Below are 22,646 nucleotides of genomic sequence, written 5' to 3' on the forward strand. Positions count from 1 at the left end.
GGTTGTCGATCCGGTGTGTGGTTCAGCAGACTAAAGGCACTTTGCGCATCCCGGCTACGCAGGGCTAACGGCGAGGTGGACCACGTCCGGTACGCCTCGGGCAACCAGGATCTCTTCGGTTCTTACCCCGCTGAACCCGGCATTCCGCAACGCTTGTTCAAACTCCGGGGACGGTTGTGCGGACCAGATGGCGAGCGCTCCGCCCGGCCGCAGGGCGGCCCGGCACAGGGCGAGTCCGGCAGGGGTGTAGAGGCCTGCGTTGTCGTCGGTGACGGTCCAGTCGGGGCCGTTGTCGATATCCAGACATAGGGCGTCGTAGCGGTGCGCCGCGGCCCGGAGATGGGTCAGGAGGTCCGTGCGGAGGATCACGCTCCGGGGGTCGGCGACGGCCGTGCCGGAGATGTCCGCGAGCGGTCCCGCCAGATGCCAGTCGACGATCGCCTGCTCCCGTTCGACGACGGTGATCCCGCCCCAGCGGGGGTCCGCGGCGGCGTGGGCGAGGGAGAATCCGACGCCCAGACCGCCGATCAGCAGCGCGGGGCCGACGGGGCGCTTTTCGGTCGTTTTCGCCGGTCCGGGGCCGGTGGCGGCGGTGAGGGTTTCGAACGCCGCGTCGACCAGACGCCGTTCGGACCGTCCGTCCGAGGTGTCCATCAGGAAGCAGCCGTTGGCGATGATCTCGTGGTGATCGCCCCGGCGCCGCAGGACGACTTCTCCGTGGGGCCCCTCGCGACGGTCCAGTGTGACGGGTGCGGACAAGGGGGCCTCCGGTGACCTGAGGTACGGCGGACGGGGCCATGCTCGCGCTGTATGCCGGGGTGTGCGAATGAATTCGGCCAGGGTGGGCACTTCCGTACGGAGCGGGGACGATCACCACCGCCGGGGCGGTCCGCCGGGCCGGTCACTCCCGTTCAGCCGCCGCCGCGCCGGGCGCCCCGCCACAGCCAGGCCGCCGCCCCCGCCGCGTACAGCACCACCGCCACCGTCCAGGGCCCCGCCTCCGGCCCCGGCCGTACCGCCCAGCCGGCCGGTCCGGAGGCGGGGTCCTGGAACAGCAGATAGGCCAGCGCCCCGTAGGACACGGTCGGCAGCCAGCCGACGCCCGCCCCCGCGACCACCGCCGTCAGCAGGGTGATCCCGGTACAGCCCAGCAGATTGCGGATCGCCGCGGGGGAGCCGTACACCTCCGGACTGCCGGTCACCGCCAGCGCGAACGCACCGGCGGCGAGCCCGGTGAGACCGAGGAGGTGCAGCAGTCTCGGCCGCCACCAGGCGCGGGACGCAGCCCGGTCCAGCTCGTCGCTCGGCGTGTGCAGACCGGTCCCGATGGCCACGGCCGCCACCAGCGGCGCCACCAGCACCAGCGGCAGCCGGTTCGCCGGGTCCGCGAATCCGTCGGCCCGTACGATCCGGGGTGCGAACCAGGCGGTGGCCAGCGCCGTCACCACCAGAACGACGACGGTGGCGGGCAGCCCGCGGGAGCGGCCGTACAGCAGGACAGGCAACGGGGGGAGCGGGGTACGGCCGGGAGGGGGCGAGAGGGTCACGGTGCGGGCACCGCCTCGGGCGCCTTGCACCGGTCCGAGGCCAGCAGCCGGGTCAGATAGGCGCGGGATTCGGCGGGCGTCATGGCCTTCAGCCGGGTCAGATGGCGCTGCGTCCCCGGTGACGGTTCGTACCAGTTGTGGGTGTACGGTGCCAGCCAGTCCGATACGGCCTGCGTGATGTCCACGGCCCGCTCCCAGCCGGGCCGCTCGGTGCTGCACAGGCCGAAGAGCTCGGTGACCGACCCGTACGCATACCGCTCCGGCTCGGCGAGCCGGCCGCGGAAGGCCTCCCAGCCGAGGGGCGACAGCCGCGCCTCGCCGGGCATCAGCACCCCCTCGGGCAGCTCCACCCAGCGCTCGGGCGCGCCGGGTACGCCCCGCAGCTTGCCGTGCATCCCGCTCAGCGCCGCCGTGAGCTCGGGCAGCAGCCGGCGGTTCTGCGCCTCCACACAGATCTCCGGGTCCTTCCCCGTGCAGACCTGCCGGGTCAGGGCCGGGCTGTCGCGCCACAGGCCGTCCCCGGTGTTCATCAGGACGGCCGCGCCGAGGACGGCGGCGGCCAGCGGCACCAGGGCGAGGGCCCGGCGCCGGGCCGCGTACAGCAGCAGGACCGTCCCGCCGACCCCGCCCGTCCACAGCAGCGCCGCCGGTGCGGACCACCAGACCGGCACCCGGCCGTAGAGGTCGAGCTGGTCGGCCGGGTTCAGCAGGCTCAGGACCGCGGCGCCCCCGCCGCCGTTGTACTGGAAGCCGATCAGTGCCACCCAGGCCGCGATGCCCAGCAGGGGCGGGGCGAGACGCCACGGCACCAGCCTCCCGATGACGAAGCCCACGACGCCGAAGGACATCAGCGCGACGGCGTCGGTGACGACGACGGAGCCGTACGGGCTTCCGGCGCCCGCGTACGGCCGGATCGCCAGGACCATCGCCAGCGCCCCGAGCAACTGCGCGGCCACGGGCCACAGCACGACGGGCGCGACGGCGACCAGGGTCTGGCGCAGGGGCCCGCGGGCGGCGCCCGCCCGCAGGTCCAGGGTGCCCCGCCGCCGCTCCCGGCCGCCCTGCCAGACCCCGGCGGCCAGCACGATCGGCCCGCCGAACTGGACCGATCCGATGCGCAGCAGTTCGGCACCCGCCGACCAGCGGCTCTGCCAGTCGGTCGTCGAGTCGGCCTTCTCGTACAGCGTGAGCCCGACGGCCAGCGCGACGGCCGCGCCCGCCCAGGGCCCGATACCGCGCAGCAGCTCGGCACGGAGCGGGTGGCTGCGCGGGGGGCGTGGCCCGGCGGGCGGGGGTGCCGCGGCGCCGGGCGGCGCGGGGGATTTCAGGGTGGACACGGAGGGGCTCCAGCGGGTGCGGTGCGGGTACGGGTGAGCGGGGTGCGGGCACGGCGGCGCGCGGCCTGCCGGGGGCGGGCCTGCCGAGGGGAGGTGAGGGGGAGGGGCGGTGTGCGGTGGCTCCGTCAGCGCGTTCCTGCGGAGGCGGAGGCGGAGGCGGTGGCGGTGGCGGAGGCGGTGGTGCGGTGGGCGCGCAGGGCCGCCGTATAGCCGCGTTCGATGGCGCTCCCCTCCTCACCCGCCCCTTCGCCGGTACCGGTGCCGGTGCCGGTGCCGAGCGCCGACAGCTCCTGGGTCGTACCCCGCCAGGCGACCCGGCCGGACTCGACGACGGTGACCCGGGGGCAGGCGGCGGCCACGTCCTCCACCAGATGGGTGGAGACGATCACCGTCGCCGTGCGGCCGATCTCCCGCAGCAGCGCCCGGAAGTCGACCCGCTGCTCCGGGTCCAGACCGGCGGTCGGCTCGTCCAGCAGCAGCAGTTCGGGCTCGTTCACGATCGCCTGCGCGACGCCGACCCGGCGCACCATGCCGCCCGACAGGGTCCGCATCTTCGCGTCGGCCCGGTCGGCGAGACCGACGCGCTCCACCGCGTACCGGACGGCCTCCGGGACCCGGGCCGCGGGCATCTCCTTCAGCCAGGCCACGTACGCGACGAACTCGCGGACCGTGAAGCCCGGGTAGTAGCCGAACTCCTGCGGGAGATAGCCGAGCCTGCGCCGGACCTCGGTACGGCCGCGGTGCGCGGACACGTCGTGGCCCAGCAGGGTGATCCGCCCGGCCGAGGGCGCGGCGACCGTCGCCAGGACCCGGATCAGGGAGGTCTTCCCGGCGCCGTTGGGCCCGAGCAGCCCGTGGACTCCGGCGCCGAAGTCGAGGTCGACCGAGTCCAGGGCGACCGTGCGCCGGTGGCGGACCGTCAGCCCCGCTACGTCGACGCCTGCGCCGGGGCTGCGGGGGTGCGGGCTGGTGCTCATGCTTTCTCCAGATGGTCGAAGGTGGTACGGCGCAGCACCAGCAGCCCGGTGCAGAGCGCGGCGGCGGCGGCCCAGCCCGTCTGGGCGGCGGTGCCGGAGAGCAGGGGCGCCAGCCGGGCGCCGAACCCTCCGGGGGAGCTGCCCGCGGCCGTGTACAGGGCGACGGCCAGCCAGCCGCCCGCCAGTGCCGCGGCGGCGGTCCGCAGACCGGTCCAGGTGCCGAGCGCAAGGGCTCCCGCGGTGAGTGCCAGCGCGGGCAGCAGCCAGGTCGCGGCGCCGGGTGCGCCCCCGCCGGCGGGCAGCAGGGCGCCCGCCGCCGTCAGCAGCGTCACGCTCAGGGCGAGGACGGCCGCCGAGCGGGTCAGCAGCAGCCGCAGCCCGCCGGAGGGTGTGGCGGCGGCGATCTCGTGCAGGGGGTCGGCGTGCCGCCCGTACGAGAGGGCGACCCCGGCGGGCGGCAGGGCGGGCGCGAGCGCGAGCAGCAGCGGGCGGGCGGCCTCGGATCCGGTGCCGTACGAGACGGCGAACGCGCCCGCGACGACGGCGGCCAGCGCCCCGAGCCAACCGCGGCTGAGCGCGGGCCCGACCGTCCGGAGCAGCCCGGTCCGGATCGCCCCGGGGCGCGGTGCGGGCGCCGGACGGCTGTGCGCGGTGCCCGGCGGTGATCCGTGCCGCCTGCGTCTCGCCGCCGTGTGGGAGCGGTGGTCGCGGCCGCGGAGCCTGCCGAGGCTCACGGCGGGGCGGGCGCCTGCGTGGACGGTGCCGAGGACGGACGCGCGGACGTCCGCAACGACGGCGCCCGCGGCCGTCTCCCGGACGGCGGCGGAGACGATCCCGGCGCAGGGGCCGCAGCTTTCGAGGTGCTTCTCCAGCGACCAGGCGTCGGGTTCGCGGACGGCACCGCGGGCGTAGGCGGCGGCGAGCGCCTGCCCGACGTGCCAGCCGCCGGGGCGGGGCCCCGGGCCGGGGCTGGTGCTCCGGGCTGCTTCCGGGTTCGGGTGGTTGTCCGCGGGCCTGTGGTGCTCCGGGGTCGCACCCGCTTCGGATGCGGTGCTGCGGACCGTCTCCGGGTCCGGGCGGGTGCCGGGGGTGGCGGGCGCCGCCTGGGCACGGTCCGGGTCCGGGGCCGCATCCGGGCCCCGGCGGGTGCGGGTGGGTTCGCCGGGGGTGGCCGCTGTCCGGGGGCGGTTGCCCGAGGGCCCGGCGCGATCCGGGGTCGCACCCGCTTCGGGCACGGTGCTCCGGACCGTCTCCGGTCCTGGGCGGAGGTCGGGGGAGGCGTCGGGGGCAGTGGCCCCCGCCCGGGCGCGGTCCGCGGCAGGGGCCGCATCCGGGCCGGGTGCCGGCTCGGGGCCGGTGCTTCGGGCTGTTTCCGGGTTCGGGCGGTTGCCCGCGGGCCCGCGGTGATCCGGGGTCGCATCCGCTCGGGGTGTGGTGCTCCGGGCCGCTTCCGGGTCCGGGTGGGTATCGGGGGCAGTGGCCCCAGACTGGGCGCGGTTCGCGGCAGGGGCCGTATCCGGGCCGGTGCTCCGGGCTGTCTCCGGGTTCGCGCGGTTGTCCGCAGGTCCGTCGCGGTCCGGAGTCGGGGGCGTACCCCGGTCGGTGTTCCGGGGCGGGGCCGCGGGCGGGGTGCCTTCCCGGGCCGCCGGGTCCGGGGCCTCGCCCCCGGGTCGCCGCCGTGGAGTTCTGTCCTTCATGCCGTGCCTCCCAGCGGGTGGGTTTCGGGGGCGATGCTCTCCAGTGCGGCGCGCAGCTCCGCCCGGGCCCGGCGCGCCCGGGTTTTGACCGTGCCCTCCGGAATGCCGAGCAGCCGGGCCGCCTCACGGGTCGTCAGCCCGTCGACGACGGTGGCCCTCAGCACCGCGCTCAGCTCGGGCGAGATCCGGTCCAGCGCGGCGCCCACGTCCCCGTACTCCAGACCGGCCAGCACCCGGTCCTCGGCGGACGGCGCGGCCGCGGGCGGTGGTACGGCGACGGCCGCCGGGCGCTCCTCACGGGCCCGGACCCGGCCCGCGTCCACCAGGCGCCGGGCGGCGATCACCCACAGCCAGCCGCCCGCTTCGCCGCCGCGGTGGGAGGCGGCGGAGCGCCAGACGGTGACGAAGGTGTCCTGCAGGACTTCGCGTACGGTCTCCGGATCCCGGCAGCGGCGGGCCAGCCGGGCGTGCAGCCAGCCGGCGTGCCGGTCGTAGAGCGCGGCGAGCGCGTCGGCGTCGCCGCGGGCGACCGCGCGCAGCAGCGCCGCGTCGTCCGTATCCGGTCCGACGCCCTCCTCCTCGCGGCCCCTGGGGCGTTTCAGTCTCACGTCCGGTCTATCGTGCGCCGGGGGCCGTTCGGTTCTCCGCACCGGGGGGAGACCCCGGTCAACGGTGATGTCAGGCGATCCACATCAGCAGGGCGTGGCCGCGCAGCGACGTCGAGCGGACGTACGCGGCGAGCGGCTGGACGCAGGCCGTCACCAGGCCCAGGGAGTACTCGTCCGTCCACTGCGATACGGGATACACCTCTGCCGCCACGAGGTCCGCGGCGGTCACGCCGTCCACCAGCGCCCCGGGGCTGAGCCCGGCGAAGGCGTCGGCCGCGGCCCGGACCCGCCCGGGTGGCAGGAAGCGCGGCGGCCCGTACCCCCACTCCTCCGCGCCCGGTATCTCCTCCTCGCCGTGGACGACGTCGACGGGGAACCCGTGGCGGCCCAGCAGGAAGTCGAGTCCGTGCCAGGCGGCCCCGGTGTGGTGGCTGCGGGCCGTCGACGGCAGCCGCCCGCTGTCGGACTCGGCCTCCAGCAGCTCTTCGGCGAACTCCTCGGCCCAGTCGGGTTCGCGGAGCGCCCGGTCCAGTTCGGCGGGGGTGAAACGGAGGTAGACGCCGTTCATGCTCATGCCCGGAGGGTAGGGCGAAGCACCGACAGCACCGACAGCACCGACAGCACCGACAGCACCGACAGTACGGACAGCACCGTCGGCACCGCCCGGCCCCAGGAACCGAATCCCCGCTCGCGGGAGTGTTCCGGGAGGGTTCGGGGACACGTACAGGACAGCACGGAGGAGACCTGGTGGGAACGGTTCGGAAGAGGGCAGTGGCGGTCATGGCACTGGCGGGAGCCGTCGCGCTCGCGGGCTGCGCGGGCGGCGGCGGCGGTGGCGGTGGCGGTGGTGACCGCGACGAACCGGAGCTGGGCCGGGTCCCGAAGGTGATGCGTCCGGCCGATGTCCCCGACCTGCCCATGGACCGCTATCTGCTCGACGAGAAGGAGATACGCGCCTACACCCGGGCGCATGCCGCGCTCTCGCGGCGCTGTATGGAGCGTTTCGGCATGTCGTGGCTCACCGATGCCCAGGCCCTGGCCGCTGGGTCCGGCACCGCCGCGGATCCCGCCCGCTACTTCACCCTGATCGACGCCGGGGCGGCACGGCTCCACGGCTACGGCACCCCGAGTGGCCGGGGCCCTCAGGGCAGGACCAGCGGCTCCGGATACGAACCCACGGACGCGGAGCGGGCCGTCTACGACGGGAGGGCGAAGGGCGTCACCGACTCCGCGGGCCGGCTGCTGCGGAAGGGCGGCTGCGCGGCGGAGGTGGAGGCGGGCCTGCTGAAGGGCGGGGCGCGGGGGGCCGCCGACCCCTTCACCGTCGGGAACGAGTTCGACTCCCTCCGTGCGAAGGTCCGGCAGGACAGCCGGGTGACCGGGGCGTTCACCGAGTGGTCCGGATGTATGAAGGACAAGGGCTTCGACTACCGGACCCCTCTCGACGCGGCGAACGACACCGACTGGAAGTCGGGGACGGTGAGCGACACCGCGATCGCCGTCGCCGCCGCCGATGTCGCCTGCAAGCAGCGGCACAACACCGTGGGTATCTGGTACGCGGCGACGGAGGCGCACCAGAAGGCGTGGATCGACGGGAAGGCCGAGCACTTCGCCGCGGTACTCGCCGGGAAGAAGGCGCTGGTCGACAGGTCCCTACGGGTGGTGCAGGGGGCACCCTGAGAGCGCGCCGACGGGCCCCGGCCGGTGCGTACCGGGCTGTTCGCTCACAGTGAACGCGGCCCGGGGAACAATGGCGGACTCCAGAGCATTGAGTCGGTACAGCTCAAGTTCACTGCCAAAGGGGAGATCATGGCTGCTGAGTCCGGCACGTTCACACCGTTCACCCTGCCCGTGCTGCCGCTCGACGACGAGGTCGTGCTGCCCGGGATGGTGGTGCCGCTCGACCTCAACGACGCCGAGGTACGGGCCGCGGTGGAGGCCGCACAGGCCGCCGCCCGCTCATCAGGGGGCAGCAAGCCCGAAGTGCTGCTTGTTCCCCGGGTCGACGGGCACTACGCGGCGACCGGTGTGCTCGGGACCGTCGAGCAGGTCGGACGGCTCTCCGACGGTGATCCCGGCGCGCTGATCAAGGGGCAGCGCCGGGTGCGGATCGGCGCCGGGACGACCGGGCCCGGGGCCGCGCTCTGGGTCGAGGGCACCTCGGTCGACGAATCGCTGCCCGATCCGCTGCCCGGGCAGGTGCTGGAGCTGGCCAAGGAGTACAAGGCCCTGGTCACCGACTGGCTGAAGAGGCGTGGCGCCTGGCAGGTCGTCGACCGGGTTCAGCAGATCGACGACATCGCGCAGCTGGCCGACAACGCCGGGTACTCCCCGTTCCTCTCCGTCGCCCAGAAGATCGAACTGCTCGACACCGCCGACCCGGTCGCCCGGCTGCGGCTGGCCACCGAGCAGGTCCGCGACCACCTCGCCGAGCAGGACGTGGCCGAGTCCATCGCCAAGGACGTCCAGGAGGGCGTGGACAAGCAGCAGCGTGAGTTCCTGCTCCGCCGCCAGCTCGACGCCGTCCGCAAGGAGCTGCGCGAGCTGAACGGCGGGAACGCCAAGGACTCCGTCGAGGAGTCCGACGACTACCGCGCCCGCGTCGAGGCCGCCGATCTGCCGGAGAAGGTGCGCGAGGCCGCCCTCAAGGAGGTCGACAAGCTGGAGCGGTCCAGCGACCAGAGCCCCGAGGGCTCCTGGATCCGGACGTGGCTGGACACCGTCCTGGAACTGCCGTGGAACGAGCGGACCGAGGACGCGTACGACATCCGGGGCGCCAGGACCGTCCTGGACGCCGAACACGCCGGCCTGGAGGACGTGAAGGAGCGGATCACCGAATACCTGGCGGTACGGAAGCGGCGCAGCGACCGCGGCCTCGGGGTCGTCGGCGGACGGCGCGGCGGCGCGGTGCTCGCCCTGGTCGGCCCGCCCGGTGTCGGCAAGACGTCCATCGCCGAATCCGTCGCGCACGCCATGGGCCGGAAGTTCGTGCGCGTCGCCCTCGGCGGTGTCCGGGACGAGGCCGAGATCCGGGGCCACCGGCGGACGTACGTCGGCGCCCTGCCCGGCCGGATCGTCCGGGCGGTCAAGGAGGCCGGGTCCATGAACCCCGTCGTCCTGCTCGACGAGATCGACAAGGTCGGCTCCGACTTCCGCGGCGATCCGGCCGCGGCGCTCCTCGAAGTCCTCGACCCCGCGCAGAACCACACCTTCCGCGACCACTATCTGGAGGTCGAACTCGACCTCAGCGACGTCGTCTTCCTGGCCACGGCGAATGTGCTGGAGGCCATTCCGGAGGCGCTGCTCGACCGGATGGAGCTGGTCCGGCTCGACGGGTACACCGAGGACGAGAAGATCGTCATCGCCCGGGACCATCTGCTGCCGCGCCAGCTGGAGCGGGCGGGCCTGGAGCCCGGCGAGGTCGTCGTCGAGGAGGCGGCGCTGCGGAGGCTGGCGGGCGAGTACACCCGGGAGGCGGGCGTACGGAATCTGGAGCGGTCGGTCGCCCGGCTGCTGCGGAAGGTCGCCGCACAGCACGAGCTGGGCGAACGCGAGCTGCCCTACACCGTCGGCCCGGACGGACTCCGCGGGCTGATCGGGCGGCCGCACCATGTGCCCGAGTCCGCGCAGGACCCGGCCGAGCGGCGGACCGCCGTGCCCGGGGTTGCGACGGGCCTCGCGGTCACCGGCGCGGGCGGCGACGTCCTCTATGTGGAGGCTTCGCTCGCCGATCCGGAGACCGGTGCCGCGGGGCTGACGCTCACCGGCCAGCTCGGCGACGTGATGAAGGAGTCCGCGCAGATCGCGCTCTCCTACCTGCGGTCGCACGGAGCCGAGACGGAGCTGCCGGTCGCGGACCTCAAGGACCGCGGGATCCACATCCACTTCCCGGCGGGCGCGGTGCCCAAGGACGGGCCGAGCGCGGGCATCACGATGACCACGGCGCTGGCGTCGCTCCTCTCGGGGCGGCTGGTGCGGACGGACGTCGCGATGACCGGCGAGGTGTCCCTGACGGGACGCGTGCTGCCGATCGGCGGCGTCAAGCAGAAGCTGCTGGCGGCGCACCGGGCCGGGGTCACCACGGTGATCATCCCCAAGCGGAACGAGCCGGACCTGGACGATGTGCCCGCGGAGATCCTGGACACGCTGGACGTCCACGCGGTGACGGACGTCCGCGAGGTGCTGGCGCTGGCCCTGACCCCGGCGTCGGTCCCGGTGGCAGCCGCGGCGTAACCCCTCCGGGGCGTCCCCCCGGCCCAAGGCCCCCGCCCCGGAGGAGTCCCCCCTCCGGGGCGGGCGCTTCTCCGGGCCGCGCCCGGCCCGACGAGGACTGTTTCCCGGCCGCGGACCGTGGATGGTTCTCGCGCAGTTCCGCCCCCTACGCCTGGCGGCGTGGGGGGACCCCCAGCGCCCCTTCATCACCTCCCCGTTCCTGACTGTGCAGGCGCCCCCACCCGGACAAGGGCCTGAGAGACAGCAACCTAGGGGCGCGAGGAACTGCGCGAACGGCTCACGACGGCGCGCGGTCGGGCAACAACCCTCGCCGGTTACGGCGCTCTCCGCCAGCGGCGCAGGGCGCAGGCCGGTTCGAGGTGTGGGCCACTCCCTCCCGGAGTGCCGGGCCCCCGGGAACGGGAACCGCCCCCGGGACACGTACCCCCGCCGGAGGCGATCCCGCACAATGGGCGGATGCGCACGCCCACGTCCCCTGACCGCCCTCCCCGCCCCGCCCCCGGGGGGCCCGGCGCGCTCCGGGCCGACTGTGCGAGCTGCTTCGGGCTCTGCTGCGTCGCCCTGCCCTTCATCGCCTCCGCGGACTTCGCGCGGAACAAGGCCGCGGGCGAGCCCTGCGGGAACCTCGACGCGGACTTCCGCTGCGGGATCCACGCCCGCCTCCGGACCGGCGGCTACCAGGGCTGCACGGTCTACGACTGCTTCGGCGCCGGACAGCAGGTGTCCCGGGAGACCTTCGGCGGCCGCGACTGGCGGCAGAACCCGGACACGGCCCGCGCCATGTTCGACGCGTTCCCCGTCGTACGGCATCTGCGCGAACTGCTCTGGTATCTCACCGACGCCCTCGGGCACGAGGCCGCCCGCCCGCTCCACCCCGGGCTGCGGGCCCTGCTCGCCGAGACCGGTGCCCTGACCCGGCGCGAGCCCGCCGAGCTGGCGCGGCTGGACGTGGCGGCCCACCGCGAGAAGGTCAACGCGCTGCTGCTGCGGACCAGTGAGCTGGTGCGGGCGCCCGTGCGGGGGCGGAAGAAGGACCGGCGCGGCGCCGATCTGATGGGTGCCCGGCTGCGCGGCGCGGATCTGCGCGGGGTGAGCCTGCGCGGCGCGTATCTGATCGCCGCCGATCTCTCCGGCGCGGATCTGCGGCAGGCCGATCTCATCGGTGCGGACCTGAGGGACGCCGATCTGTCCGGTGCGGATCTGCGCGGCAGTCTCTTCCTCACCCAGATGCAGGCCAACGCGGCGCGCGGCGATACCGCGACCGGGCTCCCCCCGGCTCTCGACCGCCCCGCGCACTGGTCCTGACTCCGGCGGACGCGCCGGAGGGTGCGGAGGCGGACGGGCTCTCGGGCCCGGACGCGGCGGGGTGACGACGGCCCGCCGGGAGGTACGCGTACCGTTCGGCGCGCGTACCGGACGGGTCTACGAGCCGTTGGCCAGTGCCACGACCCGGTCGTAGGCCCCGTTGAACTTGTTGTGGTCACCGACGATCGGACCGGACGACGTGTACTGCCACATCGTCTGGAAGTTCCAGCCGGCCGGCAGCTCCCCCGGGGTGGTGTTGTACCGGGCGATCCACAGCGGAGTGTTCGCTCCGAAGCCGCTGTAGTTGCCCGTGCACTGCTTCCACCAGCTCGTCGACGTGTAGATCACGGCGTCCCGTCCGGTCCGTGCCTTGTAGCGGGCGAGGAAGTCCCGGATCCACGTGACCATCCCCGACGTCGTCTTGCCGTAGCAGGCGGCGCCGTACGGATTCCACTCGATGTCGAGGGCGCCGGGCAGCGTCTTGCCGTCGCGCGACCAGCCGCCGCCGTTGTTGACGAAGTAGTCCGCCTGGGCCGCTCCCGACGTGGTGTCGGGGGTCGCGAAATGGTAGGCGCCGCGGACCATGCCGATGGTGTAGGAGCCGTTGTACTGCTGCGCGAAGTAGGGGTTCTTGTAGTACGTGCCCTCCGTCGCCTTCACATAGGCCCAGCGCACTCCGCTGCTCCAGAGCGCGGACCAGTCGACGTTGCCCTGGTGGCTGGAGACGTCGACGCCCTCGGTCTGGGCGGCGCGGACCGGCACCGGCAGGCCGCCCTGCCCGTCGTGCCGGACGACCCCCATGCCCAGGTACGCGGAGCCGCGCGGCGGCGGTTCGCTGCCGCCCGCGGGACCGGGGGCGGCGGATGCGGGGAGGGCGGTGGCGGGGAACAGGACGGCGAGGAGGGCGCCCGCCGCGGTGGTGCGGGGACGGCAAGGACGGCGGGGACGGTGATGACGGTGGGATCTCTTGGGTTCGGGGTGGGGAACGGTCGTTCCGGATCTCTGCACGGGCATAAGCGTGCCTCCGACTGACCTCGTGGGGGAGTTGGGCGATATGACGGCATGGCACCGCAATGGAGCAACATGGTGTGGACATGCCACGAATAACGCTACGCACGTAGACCATGGCCGTGGAAGGGGCGGAAGGTGATGCCGTTGGTCTAAGCCTGCGAAATACTGACCGAACTGCGGAGACGGTCGCCTTCGGCAGAAACTTTCAGGATTCGGAAAGCGTACGAGGGGTGCTGACGTGCACGGAAGCGGTACGGGGAGTGAAGCAGCCCCCAATGGTGCGAGTGGTGTGGACCAGGTATTCCTCGCACTGGAACGGGAATTGGCGGTCTTCCTGCGCCGTGCGCGGGCCCAGTCGGGGGAAATGGCGCGCGAGGTCCACCCCGGACTGGAGTCCTCGGCCTACGGGTTGCTGGTCCGGCTGGAGGACGCGGGCGCGCAGCGGGCGACCGACCTCGCCGCGTACTTCGGCGTCGGCAAGGCCACGATGAGCCGTCAGCTCCGGGCGCTCGAAGGCGTCGGGCTGGTGGTCCGGGAGCCGGATCCGGCGGACGGCCGGGCCTCACTCGTCCGGCTCACCGAAGAAGGACTGGAACGGTTCCGCCGAGTGAGGGACGCCCGCCGGGAGCGGTACGTACGGAAGCTGGCGGGCTGGGACCGCGGGGAGATCGCCGAGCTGGGCCGGCTGCTCCGCCAGCTCAACGACCGGGCCGCCGACTGACGTACCCCCGCGGAAACCCGGCCCTCGCGGAAACCCCGCCCTCGCGGGAGCCCGGCCCCTGCGCGAACCCGGCTCCCGGCGGAAGGAGGCGTTACGGCTCCACGAAGACCGCCGTCGCATCGTCGTGGAGCTTCCAGCGGAACGGCTCGCCCTGCTCCCGCGTCGCCGTCTCGACCGCTCTGACCCGGTCGATCAGAGCCTGCGGACCCGAGGTGCGCAGCAGGGCGACGCAGTCCGTCCAGTCGCCCTCCTTGAACAGGTCCGTCCAGCGCGATGCGCCGTCCGTGAGGGCGGTCAGGGAGCGCACCCCGGCGCGCGGCACCCGGCCCGTCACCGCGCGGGAGGCGACCGAAGGATCCGCCGCCGCCGTGAAGAAGCCGCCCTCCGCATTGCGCAGGGCGTCCGCCGACGCATGGGTACGGAGGGCCTCGCGCGGCAGCCGGTCGATGCGGTCGTCGAGCACCGCGCGCACCTCCCCGGACGGGGACTCCAGCAGCAGGGTGGAGTCGGAGAGCACCAGATACTCCACCTCCCCGCCCGCCCCGCCCCACCGGACGACGACCACGGTCGCCTGCGGTGTACGCACGTGAGAAAGGTCACAGGTTTGACGGTGGGCGTCGGCGGTGCGGCGAATTGCCGTGGAGAGAATTCCGGTCAATTCGAGATCGTGTGCCGAAGTGGTGAGTTCGAGCAGCGCACCGCCCAGTCGCGTGGTGAACCACGGAACGCCGTGCACACAACCGTCATCGCCCTGCGGCGGGGTGACTCCGTCGAGCACCACCAGCGATCCGCCCTGGCCCGACGCGGGCAGGGCCACCGAAGCCCAGTCCTCGTTGGGCTGTTCGGGGCGGCCGGCCGAGGTGGCGAGTTCGATACGCATGTTCCTCAGTCTGCATCACCTGTTCACGTACCCCGCACATCTGCGGATTTCGTACGTACGGGCTGGTCAGACCGGTTGCCGGGGAGTGTCCGGGCCTGGTGTTGCTTTACCTGCGGTCATCACGTGATCGCGGGCGGGCATCTTGCCAAAGCCGGACCGGAAGATCCAATCAGTGCCCCGTCGACCACGGCCACGGTAGCTCCGGGGAGTTGTTTGCCAACTCATAGGTGATGTTCACTCGTTCAGGTGGCGGAGCAGCCGAACGGCGTCTCCCTCCCAAACGCACTGGAATCGTCTGAAGCCGTGCCCGTGCCGGGGTGGGATCTTTCCGGGTGACCGGTCGTCACCTCTGCTACATGGGTCAACGGCTGGACGAGTCGAGCAGGATTGCGAGCACCGGTGCAGAACAAGCGGCCTTCCGGGGCCCCGACGGCCGCCCCAGGGGCCCCCGGAACGTTCTCGGCGCAGGACGCCCACCTTTCCATGCCCCTGCCTCCGCCCGACGTGCCCGTCGCGCGCGGACGCAGCAAGAAACTCCGCAGCAGACTGGTCGTCGGAGTGGCCGTCGTCGCGCTGATCGTCACCGGCGCCGGAGCGCCCGGGCTGCTGGACAGCTCCTCGGAACTCCACGACTCCCAGCGTCTGGTGACCCTCGCCGAACTCAACCGGCAGGCCGTCACCCTCGCCCATGCCCTCGCCGACGAACGCGACGAGGTCACCGCGTACATCGCCGCGGGCCGCGAGGGCGGGCCCGCCGACCGGCAGAAGGCCGTGACGGCCCCCGCCGTCCGGGTCGACCGGCAGATAGAGGAGATCCGCGGCTCCATCCCGGACGAACGGGCCGCCCTGCGCCGCGATCTGGCGACCGTACCGACCGTCCGCCGCAGCGCCCTCGGCGGCAAGGGCACGGCGCTGGAGGCGCACAACGCGTACACGACCGTCATCAACGGTCTGCACGCCCTCGCCGGGGAGCTGGCCGAGAAGACCCCGCCCCGGGCGGCCGACGGCGCCCGCGCCCACGCCGACCTCGGTCTCGCCGTCGAACAGGCCTCCGCGACCCGCGGACTCCTGCTCGCCGCCCTCGCCGTCCCCGCCGCCGACCCCGACCACTCCGGCGGCGGCCAGGACGGGTCCGGACAGCAGGACCAGTCCGGGCAGCAGGGTCAGCAGGGTCAGTACGGGCAGTCCGGTGACGAGGAGAGCGAGGAGCAGAAGGCCGCCGCCCGCGCCCGCGACGCCCTCAGCGCCCTCGCCCTGCAGGCCCGGGTCCGGGAGGAGGCGGCCCTCGCCGACTTCGACCAGGACGCGGCCAAGTCCGCCCGGGACTCCCTGCTCGCCACCGTCACCGGCGCCGAGGTCAAGGCGGCCGAGGCCTACCTCAGCCGCCTCACCGACGAACCGCAGCTCTCCGGCAAGGACCGGGAGACCGATCCGCGGAAGCTCGCCGCCGCCCTGACCGCCCGCATCGAGCAGATGCGCGGCGTCGAGTCCGCGCTGGCCGCCCAGCGGATCACCGCCTTCGAGCAGCTCCGCGACGACGACGTCACCGAGCTGGAACTGCGGATCGCCGTCCTCGGCGGTCTGCTGCTGCTCGCCGTCGCCGTACTCGCCGCGCTGCTGCGCACCATCACCCGGCCGCTCTCCGTGCTCCGGCGCGGTGCCGCCCGGCTCGCGGGCGCGCCCGAGGCGGAGGAGCCCGTCGGATTCACGGGCCGCAACGACGAGTTCGCCCAGACCGTACGCTCCCTGAACACCCTCCACGGCAAGGTCCGCGAACTCGCCGAGCGGGCCCGCGGTCTCGACAGCGCCCGCGGCGGACTCGCCGCCGAACGGGACGCCCTCGCCGCCGAGCTGGCCACGGCCCGGGCCGACGCCCACCGCCGTACGGTGGAGCTGACCGCCGACGTCGAACGGCTCCGCCACAGCGTCGAGCACACCTTCGTCAACCTCTCCCTGCGCAACCTCGGTCTGGTCGACCGTCAGCTCTCGGTCATCGAGAAGCTGGAGGAGCGCGAGCAGGACCCGGAGCGGCTGGCCACCCTGTTCAAGCTGGACCATATGGCCACCGTGATGCGCCGCCACAGCGAGAACCTCCTGGTGCTCGCCGGGGCGGAGCACAGCCACGGCCATCCGGGCGCCGTACCGCTGGTGGATGTGCTGCGGGCCGCGGTCAGCGAGATCGAACGGTACGAGCGGGTCGTCATCCAGTCGCTGCCGCCGCAGACCCAGGTCGCCGGGTTCGCCGCGGACGACCTCAGCCATCTGGTCGCCGAACTGCTGGAGAACGCGACCTCGTTCTCCCCGCCGGAGGCCCGGGTCGAGCTCTCGGGCTGGCTCCTGGAGAACGGGGAAGTCATGCTCTCCGTCCAGGACACCGGCATAGGGATGACCGCGGGGCGGCTCGCCGAACTCAACGAGAAGCTGGAGAACCCGCTCTCGTTCGAGGAACCGGCCGAGTCCGCGGACCCCGCGACGGACGGCCGGGCGACCGGGACCGGCGGTAGTAGCGGCAACGACCGCGACACGGCGGGTGTTCCGGCCGACCGGGCCTCCCGGAAGAACGGAAAGAACGCGAAGGGCGGCAAGGCCGGGAAGAACGGCAAGGCCGCCGGGAGGAACGGGAAGAACGGCAGGGCGTCCGAGCCCGAGGGGCTCGGGCTGCGCGTCACCGCCCTGCTCGCCGCCCGCCACGGCGTCCGCGTCCAGCTCCGCGACCAGAAGCAGGGCGGGATCACCGCGGTCGTGGTGCTGCCCATGGCCCTGCTGCCGCAGGGCGCCCGCACCGAACTGCGCGATCCGCTGACGGACTCCGGCTCCATGCCCGCCGTCCGGCTCCCGGGCTCGGTCGCCGAAGCCAACTCCAATGCGCTGCCCGCCGGTTCCCGCCAGGCCACCGTCCGTCCCGGTACGGATCCGGACAGCGGTACGGCTCCGGAGCCCGGCACCGCGGCCGCCGCGGGGCACGCTTCCGTGCCCGCCCCCGCCGCCCCCGCCGACGATATCCCGTCGGCCCTGCCCGTGCGGTCCGGCGGGCAGCGTACGACCGGCGCGTACGACAGCGGCCCTGCGGGACCCGTCCCCGTACCGCAGCCACCGTTCGCCGAACCCCTGACCGACCCGCTCGTCGAGGCCGCGGAAGCGGCCGTGCGCGCGGCGGAGCCCGAGGTGCACGGCCGGACCGCCGACGGCGACCCGGTGGTCGCGGGAATCGACGAACCCACCTTCGACATGCGGCTTCCGGACCTCGGAGCCGACCCGGCGGACCGCACCGCGCCCGCCGAACCGGCCGCCGCGGCGGCCCCCGCCGGACCGGCCGCGCCGGTCTGGGACCGGGTCACCGACAAGGGCCTGCCCAAGCGCACGCCCAAGGTCGTCCGGCCCGCCACCGATCCGGGGGAGCGCAGGAGTGGCGGCGTCGACCCGGCCGAACTGAGGCGTAGGCTCGGCGGGTTCCAGAAGGCCGCGGAGGACGGCCGCCGCGAGGCACAGGCCGAGATCGCCCGTACCGCGGCACCAGAAGAAGCGGGGGACACAGTCGAGGAGGCACGCAGTTGACTGCGACCGGGACGTTCGGCCTGAGCAGTGAGGCCCGCAATCTGCACTGGCTGCTGAGCAATCTGGTGGAGGAGGTGCCCGGACTGCGCTCGGTCGCCGTCGTCTCGTCCGACGGACTGCTGCTGCTCTCCTCCGACCCGGAGCAGAACGCCGCGGCCACCGGCACCACCACAACGTCGGAGGGCCCCAGGGGCTCCAGCGCCGACCTCGCGACCATCGTGTCCGGTATCGGCAGTCTGACCATCGGCGCCGCCCGGCTGATGGACGGCGGCGGGGTGAAACAGACCGTGGTGGCGATGGAGGAAGGCTGCGTCTTCATCATGTCCATCAGCGACGGTTCACTCCTCGGAGTGCATGCCGAGGCCGACTGCGACATGAGCGTCGTCGCCTACCACATGGGCCTGTTCGTGGGCCGGGCCGGACATGTGCTCACCCCCGAACTCCGCAGCGAGCTGCGGCAGTCCCTGGAGGGCGCCCGGTGAACGCCGCCGCCGCGGGACCCGTCGGCGCCGGACCGGGGAAGCTGCCCGTCCGCGGCGAGAACCGCCGCCCCGCCCGGGTCCGCCCCTATTCGCTCACCGGCGGACGCACCCGCTTCGGGCACGTCCTGCTCGTCGAGACCTTCGTCGCCGCGCTGGAGGCCCCCGCCGACCGCCGTGAGCTGCCGAAGGGCGATCTGTCGTCCCGGGTCATGCCGGAGCTCCAGGCCATCGTCGAACTCTGCCGCCGGATGCGGACCGTCGCCGAGATCTCGGCGATCCTCAAGATGCCCCTGGGCGTCGTCAGGGTGCTGCTGAGCGACCTGGCCGACCAGGGCAAAATTCGTGTATACGGCACCGGGCAGGGCCCGGGCCGCCCCGAACGCGCACTGCTCGAAAGGGTGCTGAGTGGACTCCGCCGCCTCTGACACGCTCTCCGGTCCACTCCACGACGGAGCGGGCTCCGGCCGGATCGCGCAGCCCCGCCCGCCGGACCGGACCGCCGCCCCCGGCTTCTTCGGACTGCCCACCGGCGATGAGGAGCCCGAAGAGGGCCTCCAGTCCTGGCAGCTCGACCACACCCGCGCGCCGACCGTCGCCAAGGTCGTCGTCGCGGGCGGCTTCGGCGTGGGCAAGACCACCTTCGTCGGCGCGGTCTCGGAGATCACCCCGCTCCAGACCGAGGCGCTGATGACCGAGGCCAGCGAGGAGACCGACGACCTCTCCGCGACCCCCGGGAAGACCACCACCACCGTCGCCATGGACTTCGGGCGGATCACGCTCTACGACGATCTGGTGATGTACGTCTTCGGCACGCCCGGCCAGCAGCGGTTCTGGTTCATGTGGGACGACCTGGTCCGCGGCGCGGTCGGCGCGATCGTCCTCGCGGACACCCGGCGGCTCTCGGACTGCTTCCCCGCCCTCGACTACTTCGAGAGCAGCGGTCTGCCGTACATCGTGGCCGTCAACCACTTCGAGGGTTCGGAACTCTTCGAGACGGAAGACGTGCGCGAGGCCTTGACCATAGCCCCGCATGTACCCATCGTGATCATTGATGCACGGAAACGGTACAGCGTCGTCGAGGCGCTGTCGGCGCTCGTCGCCCGCGCCCTGGACGAGACACCCGAATGACACCGGGGCACCGGGGCACCGGGGCACCGGAGCCCCGGTGCCGTCCGGGTCCCGGTCCCGGTCCCGGCCGACGTCCGTCCGTCCGCCGCCCGTGCCCGGTCCCGGCTCACGGGCCGGCCGAACCGAGCCCCCGCCCCAGTCACCTGAGAGAAGAGCCTCCCGGATGCGGAAGATACTCATAGTCGGAGCCGGACAGTCCGGGCTCCAGCTCGCCCTCGGCCTCCAGTCCCAGGGCTACGAGGTCACGCTGATGTCCAACCGCACCCCCGACGAGATCCGGTCCGGCCGGGTCATGTCGACGCAGTGCATGTTCCACACCGCGCTCCAGCACGAGCGGGACCTGGACATCAACTTCTGGGAGTCCCAGGCCCCCAGGATCGAAGGCCTCGGCGTCTCCGTCGCCGGACCCCCGGCACCGGACGCCCCCGAGGGCCCGTCGCCGCGGATCGTCGACTGGGTGGGGAAACTGGACGGATACGCCCAGTCCGTGGACCAGCGGGTCAAGATGGCCGGCTGGATGGAGACCTTCGCCCAGCGCGGCGGACAGCTCGTCATCCACGGCGCGGCCGTTTCCGACCTGGACTTCTTCGCCCGGACCTATGATCTGGTGCTGGTCTCGGCGGGCAAGGGCGAGCTGGTGACGATGTTCGGCCGGGACGCGTCCCGTTCGCCGTACGACAGCCCGCAGCGCGCCCTGGCCGTCACCTATGTCCACGGCCTCGGGCCGCGCCCCGAACACCCGGACTACGACGCGATCCGCTGCAATCTGGTGCCCGGCGTCGGCGAGCTGTTCGTGATGCCGACGCTCACCACCTCCGGGCGCGCCGACATCCTCTTCTGGGAGGGCATCCCCGGCGGCCCCCTCGACGTCTTCACGGGCGTCAAGGACCCGGCGCAGCACCTGGCGCTGACCCTGGAGCTGATGAAGCGCTTCACCCCCTGGGAGTACGCGCGGGCCGGCAAGGTCGAACTGACCGACGGCGGCGGCACCCTCGCCGGACGGTACGCCCCGGTGGTCCGGGGGCCCGTCGGCCGGCTGCCCTCCGGCGGAGTGGTCCTCGGGGTCGCGGATGTGGTCGTCGCCAACGACCCCATCACGGGACAGGGCTCCAACTCGGCGTCCAAGTGCGCCGCGTCCTATCTGGACTCCATCGTGGAGCACGGCGACCGGCCGTTCGACGAGACCTGGATGCGGAACACCTTCGAGCGGTACTGGGCCACCGCGCAGCACGTCACCAAGTGGACGAACGCGATGCTGGCGCCGCCGCCGGAGCATGTGCTCCAGCTGATCGGGGCCGCGGGACAGCTGCAGCCGGTCGCCGACCGGTTCGCGAACGGCTTCGACAACCCCGCCGACTTCGAGAACTTCTTCTACGACCCGGAGAAGGCGGGAGCCTATCTGTCGTCCTTCGGCGGATAGCGGGGCGGCGCACAGCGGGGCAGCGGAGCAGGGGGGCGGCCGGTCACGGCCGCCCCCGCGCCGTCAGGGTGCCTCCGTGGAGGAGTAGCCCGCGTCCGGGCCGTCCGTCGCGGCCTCCGGAATCTCAGGCGGGGTGTACTCCGCCAGCGGGGCGCCCCCGGGATCGGGACGGACCGCGCCCAGCACCGGATTGGCCGCGAGCGGGGACACCTTGACCGCGGCGCCGGGGCGCGGGGCGTGGACCACCCGCCCGTCCCCGAGATAGAGGCCGACATGCGTGGCCCCGGCGAAGTACACCACCAGATCACCGGGCCGCAGCTGCCCGACGGGCACCCGCGGCAGCTCCCGCCACTGCTCCTGGCTGGTCCGCGGGATCGCCCGCCCGGCCGACGACCAGGCCTCGGAGGTCAGTCCGGAGCAGTCGTACGCGTCCGGGCCCCGGGCACCCCACTCGTACGGCTTGCCGATCTGCTCCACCGCGTACCGCACCGCCCGCTCGCCCTCCGCCGTCGGCCGCGGGGCGAGCGCGCCGTTCGCGCCGTCGGTGCCGTCTGTGCCGTGGGAGGGCGCGCCCAGTGCTCCCGAACCGGCGAGCCGGGCCTGCGATTCGGGCGAGGTGATGCCGTCGAGCTGCTCCGGGGTGAGCGCGGAGAGGGCCTCCTCGACGGCGGCGAGCCGCTCGTCCGCGGTCTCCCGGGCCCGCTGCTGCTCGGCCGCGAGGGCGCGCTCCGCATCGAGTGCCGCCCTGGCCGCACCGGCCAGGTGCTCCGCCCGCTGCGTCCGGGCCGCGAGCCGGTCCAGCGAGGCCAGCCGGTCCGCCGCCGCCCGCCGCAGCAGATGCCCCTGGTCCAGGGCGGCCTGCGGATCCCGGGCGAGCAGCAGCCGCAGGGACATCGACAGATCCGAATGCCCCCGGTACTGCTCCCGGGCCAGCCGGCCCGCCGCGTCCCGGCCCGCCGTGAGCGCGTCCCGGGCGGCGGTCAGCTCCCGCCCCAGCCGTGCGGTCTCGGCACGCTGGGCGGTGAGCCTGCTCTCGGCGGCGGTGTACGCGGTGGCCGCGGCCTCCGCCTCGCGGTAGAGGGCGCCGAGGCGGGTGAGCATCTCGGGGACGGTGGCCGCGGGGGCCTCCGGCTCCGGCACGGCGGGCAGCGCGGGCGCGGCACCGGCCCGGAGGAACGTTCCGGCGGAGGCGGCGGGCACCGGGACGGCCGTGACCGTCGTGACCGCCGCGAGCGCGGCCGTACACACCGCGCGGAGCATCCTGCCTGACACGTGATCACCTCCGGCCCGGGGGCGGCGGGTTCCGCCCTCGTGCTCCGGAGCGTGCGGGCGCCCGCGCCCGCGCGCCTCCCGGGTGACCGCTTCGGACGCACCTCTTCACTCCTTGCGGCGGTGCGTGCGGCGGTTGCGGCGTGTCGCCTAGGCCCTCGCCGGAGCCGGAGGATCGGCCCTCAGCCCCGGGGGCCGGACCAGGGCCACTTCAGTTCGCGCCGCTCCCGGCCCTCCGGGGCGTAGACGTACTTCCAGCCGCGGGGGAGCCCGAGGCGCTTGCCGTATCCGGCGGGCTCGCGGCGGTAGGCGTGGACGACGGGCGGGGCGCCGCCGTCCTGCGGTACGGGTACCTCGTACCACTTCGGCGGATGCCCGGTCGGCCCGGTCAGCACGTCCAGCACCTGCCCGTCCAGCGGTCCCCCGGTGAACGGGGTCTTCTCACTTCTCACGCCCCCAGTCTCTCCCACGGCCCC

Annotated in this window: 20 protein-coding genes; 9 read left to right on the forward strand and 11 right to left on the reverse strand. The window is 73.7% G+C overall.

Annotated elements, in window-relative coordinates; translation table 11 throughout:
* Positions 1–54: 54 nt before the first annotated feature.
* The 7 genes from B7R87_RS22960 to B7R87_RS22990 form a co-directional block, all read right to left on the reverse strand.
* Complete coding sequence (locus B7R87_RS22960) at positions 55–759, reverse strand: spermidine synthase family protein (protein WP_006346667.1); 705 nt, start codon at positions 757–759, stop codon at positions 55–57.
* Positions 760–911: 152 nt separating this feature from the next.
* Positions 912–1,505, reverse strand: coding sequence for a hypothetical protein (locus B7R87_RS22965; RefSeq protein WP_006346666.1), 594 nt, complete (start codon positions 1,503–1,505; stop codon positions 912–914).
* Between the two features lie 38 nt (positions 1,506–1,543).
* Complete coding sequence (locus tag B7R87_RS22970) at positions 1,544–2,884, reverse strand: hypothetical protein (protein WP_130584830.1); 1,341 nt, start codon at positions 2,882–2,884, stop codon at positions 1,544–1,546.
* A gap of 125 nt (positions 2,885–3,009) precedes the next feature.
* Positions 3,010–3,861, reverse strand: a complete 852-nt coding sequence (locus B7R87_RS22975; RefSeq protein ID WP_006346664.1) for an ABC transporter ATP-binding protein — start codon at positions 3,859–3,861, stop codon at positions 3,010–3,012.
* Positions 3,858–5,096 (reverse strand): zf-HC2 domain-containing protein, encoded by a 1,239-nt coding sequence (locus B7R87_RS33720; protein WP_332903359.1) that lies wholly within the window; start codon positions 5,094–5,096, stop codon positions 3,858–3,860. The genes B7R87_RS22975 and B7R87_RS33720 overlap by 4 nt, the downstream gene beginning before the upstream one ends.
* Before the next feature lie 458 nt (positions 5,097–5,554).
* The gene (locus B7R87_RS22985; RefSeq protein ID WP_130584829.1) at positions 5,555–6,166 is read right to left on the reverse strand and encodes an RNA polymerase sigma factor; all 612 of its coding nucleotides are present in this window, start codon (positions 6,164–6,166) and stop codon (positions 5,555–5,557) included.
* A 70-nt stretch (positions 6,167–6,236) separates the two neighbouring features.
* Positions 6,237–6,740 carry a DUF1877 family protein gene (locus B7R87_RS22990; protein ID WP_006346662.1) on the reverse strand — a complete coding sequence of 168 codons (504 nt, stop codon included), beginning with the start codon at positions 6,738–6,740 and terminating at the stop codon, positions 6,237–6,239.
* A gap of 173 nt (positions 6,741–6,913) precedes the next feature.
* Here B7R87_RS22990 and B7R87_RS22995 point away from each other — a divergent pair, with 173 nt between their 5' ends.
* The 3 genes from B7R87_RS22995 (at position 6,914) to B7R87_RS23005 (ending at position 11,704) form a co-directional block, all read left to right on the forward strand.
* Entirely contained in the window at positions 6,914–7,846 is a 933-nt protein-coding gene (locus B7R87_RS22995) for a hypothetical protein (RefSeq protein ID WP_130584828.1), read from the forward strand.
* A gap of 129 nt (positions 7,847–7,975) precedes the next feature.
* Positions 7,976–10,399 carry an endopeptidase La gene (lon, locus tag B7R87_RS23000; RefSeq protein ID WP_040914266.1) on the forward strand — a complete coding sequence of 808 codons (2,424 nt, stop codon included), beginning with the start codon at positions 7,976–7,978 and terminating at the stop codon, positions 10,397–10,399.
* A 456-nt stretch (positions 10,400–10,855) separates the two neighbouring features.
* Complete coding sequence (locus B7R87_RS23005; protein ID WP_006346659.1) at positions 10,856–11,704, forward strand: pentapeptide repeat-containing protein; 849 nt, start codon at positions 10,856–10,858, stop codon at positions 11,702–11,704.
* Between the two features lie 117 nt (positions 11,705–11,821).
* Here the strand turns inward: B7R87_RS23005 and B7R87_RS23010 are convergent, their stop codons facing one another.
* Positions 11,822–12,718, reverse strand: a complete 897-nt coding sequence (locus B7R87_RS23010; RefSeq protein ID WP_006346658.1) for a lysozyme — start codon at positions 12,716–12,718, stop codon at positions 11,822–11,824.
* A gap of 235 nt (positions 12,719–12,953) precedes the next feature.
* Here B7R87_RS23010 and B7R87_RS23015 point away from each other — a divergent pair, with 235 nt between their 5' ends.
* Positions 12,954–13,436 (forward strand): MarR family winged helix-turn-helix transcriptional regulator, encoded by a 483-nt coding sequence (locus B7R87_RS23015; protein ID WP_040914265.1) that lies wholly within the window; start codon positions 12,954–12,956, stop codon positions 13,434–13,436.
* A gap of 91 nt (positions 13,437–13,527) precedes the next feature.
* Here the strand turns inward: B7R87_RS23015 and B7R87_RS23020 are convergent, their stop codons facing one another.
* Positions 13,528–14,316 (reverse strand): protein phosphatase 2C domain-containing protein, encoded by a 789-nt coding sequence (locus tag B7R87_RS23020; protein ID WP_006346656.1) that lies wholly within the window; start codon positions 14,314–14,316, stop codon positions 13,528–13,530.
* 399 nt (positions 14,317–14,715) lie between these two features.
* Here B7R87_RS23020 and B7R87_RS23025 point away from each other — a divergent pair, with 399 nt between their 5' ends.
* The 5 genes from B7R87_RS23025 (at position 14,716) to B7R87_RS23045 (ending at position 20,901) form a co-directional block, all read left to right on the forward strand.
* Positions 14,716–17,871, forward strand: coding sequence for a sensor histidine kinase (locus B7R87_RS23025; RefSeq protein ID WP_391115834.1), 3,156 nt, complete (start codon positions 14,716–14,718; stop codon positions 17,869–17,871).
* Entirely contained in the window at positions 17,868–18,353 is a 486-nt protein-coding gene (locus B7R87_RS23030; protein ID WP_006346654.1) for a roadblock/LC7 domain-containing protein, read from the forward strand. The genes B7R87_RS23025 and B7R87_RS23030 overlap by 4 nt, the downstream gene beginning before the upstream one ends.
* Entirely contained in the window at positions 18,350–18,778 is a 429-nt protein-coding gene (locus B7R87_RS23035; protein ID WP_006346653.1) for a DUF742 domain-containing protein, read from the forward strand. The genes B7R87_RS23030 and B7R87_RS23035 overlap by 4 nt, the downstream gene beginning before the upstream one ends.
* Positions 18,759–19,481, forward strand: coding sequence for a GTP-binding protein (locus B7R87_RS23040; RefSeq protein WP_006346652.1), 723 nt, complete (start codon positions 18,759–18,761; stop codon positions 19,479–19,481). The genes B7R87_RS23035 and B7R87_RS23040 overlap by 20 nt, the downstream gene beginning before the upstream one ends.
* A 163-nt stretch (positions 19,482–19,644) precedes the next feature.
* On the forward strand, positions 19,645–20,901 hold the full coding sequence (locus B7R87_RS23045) for a styrene monooxygenase/indole monooxygenase family protein (protein ID WP_006346651.1): 1,257 nt from the start codon (positions 19,645–19,647) through the stop codon (positions 20,899–20,901).
* Between the two features lie 63 nt (positions 20,902–20,964).
* On the opposite strand, the gene B7R87_RS23050 is transcribed toward B7R87_RS23045, so the two are convergent.
* Both B7R87_RS23050 and B7R87_RS23055 read right to left on the reverse strand, forming a co-directional pair.
* Positions 20,965–22,173: a C40 family peptidase gene (locus tag B7R87_RS23050; RefSeq protein ID WP_130584827.1), complete on the reverse strand. Its 1,209-nt coding sequence runs from the start codon at positions 22,171–22,173 to the stop codon at positions 20,965–20,967.
* A 179-nt stretch (positions 22,174–22,352) separates the two neighbouring features.
* Complete coding sequence (locus tag B7R87_RS23055) at positions 22,353–22,622, reverse strand: hypothetical protein (protein ID WP_006346649.1); 270 nt, start codon at positions 22,620–22,622, stop codon at positions 22,353–22,355.
* Positions 22,623–22,646: the final 24 nt, after the last annotated feature.

The sequence above is a fragment of the Streptomyces tsukubensis genome (genome assembly GCF_003932715.1).
Classification (GTDB): Bacteria; Actinomycetota; Actinomycetes; order Streptomycetales; family Streptomycetaceae; genus Streptomyces; species Streptomyces tsukubensis.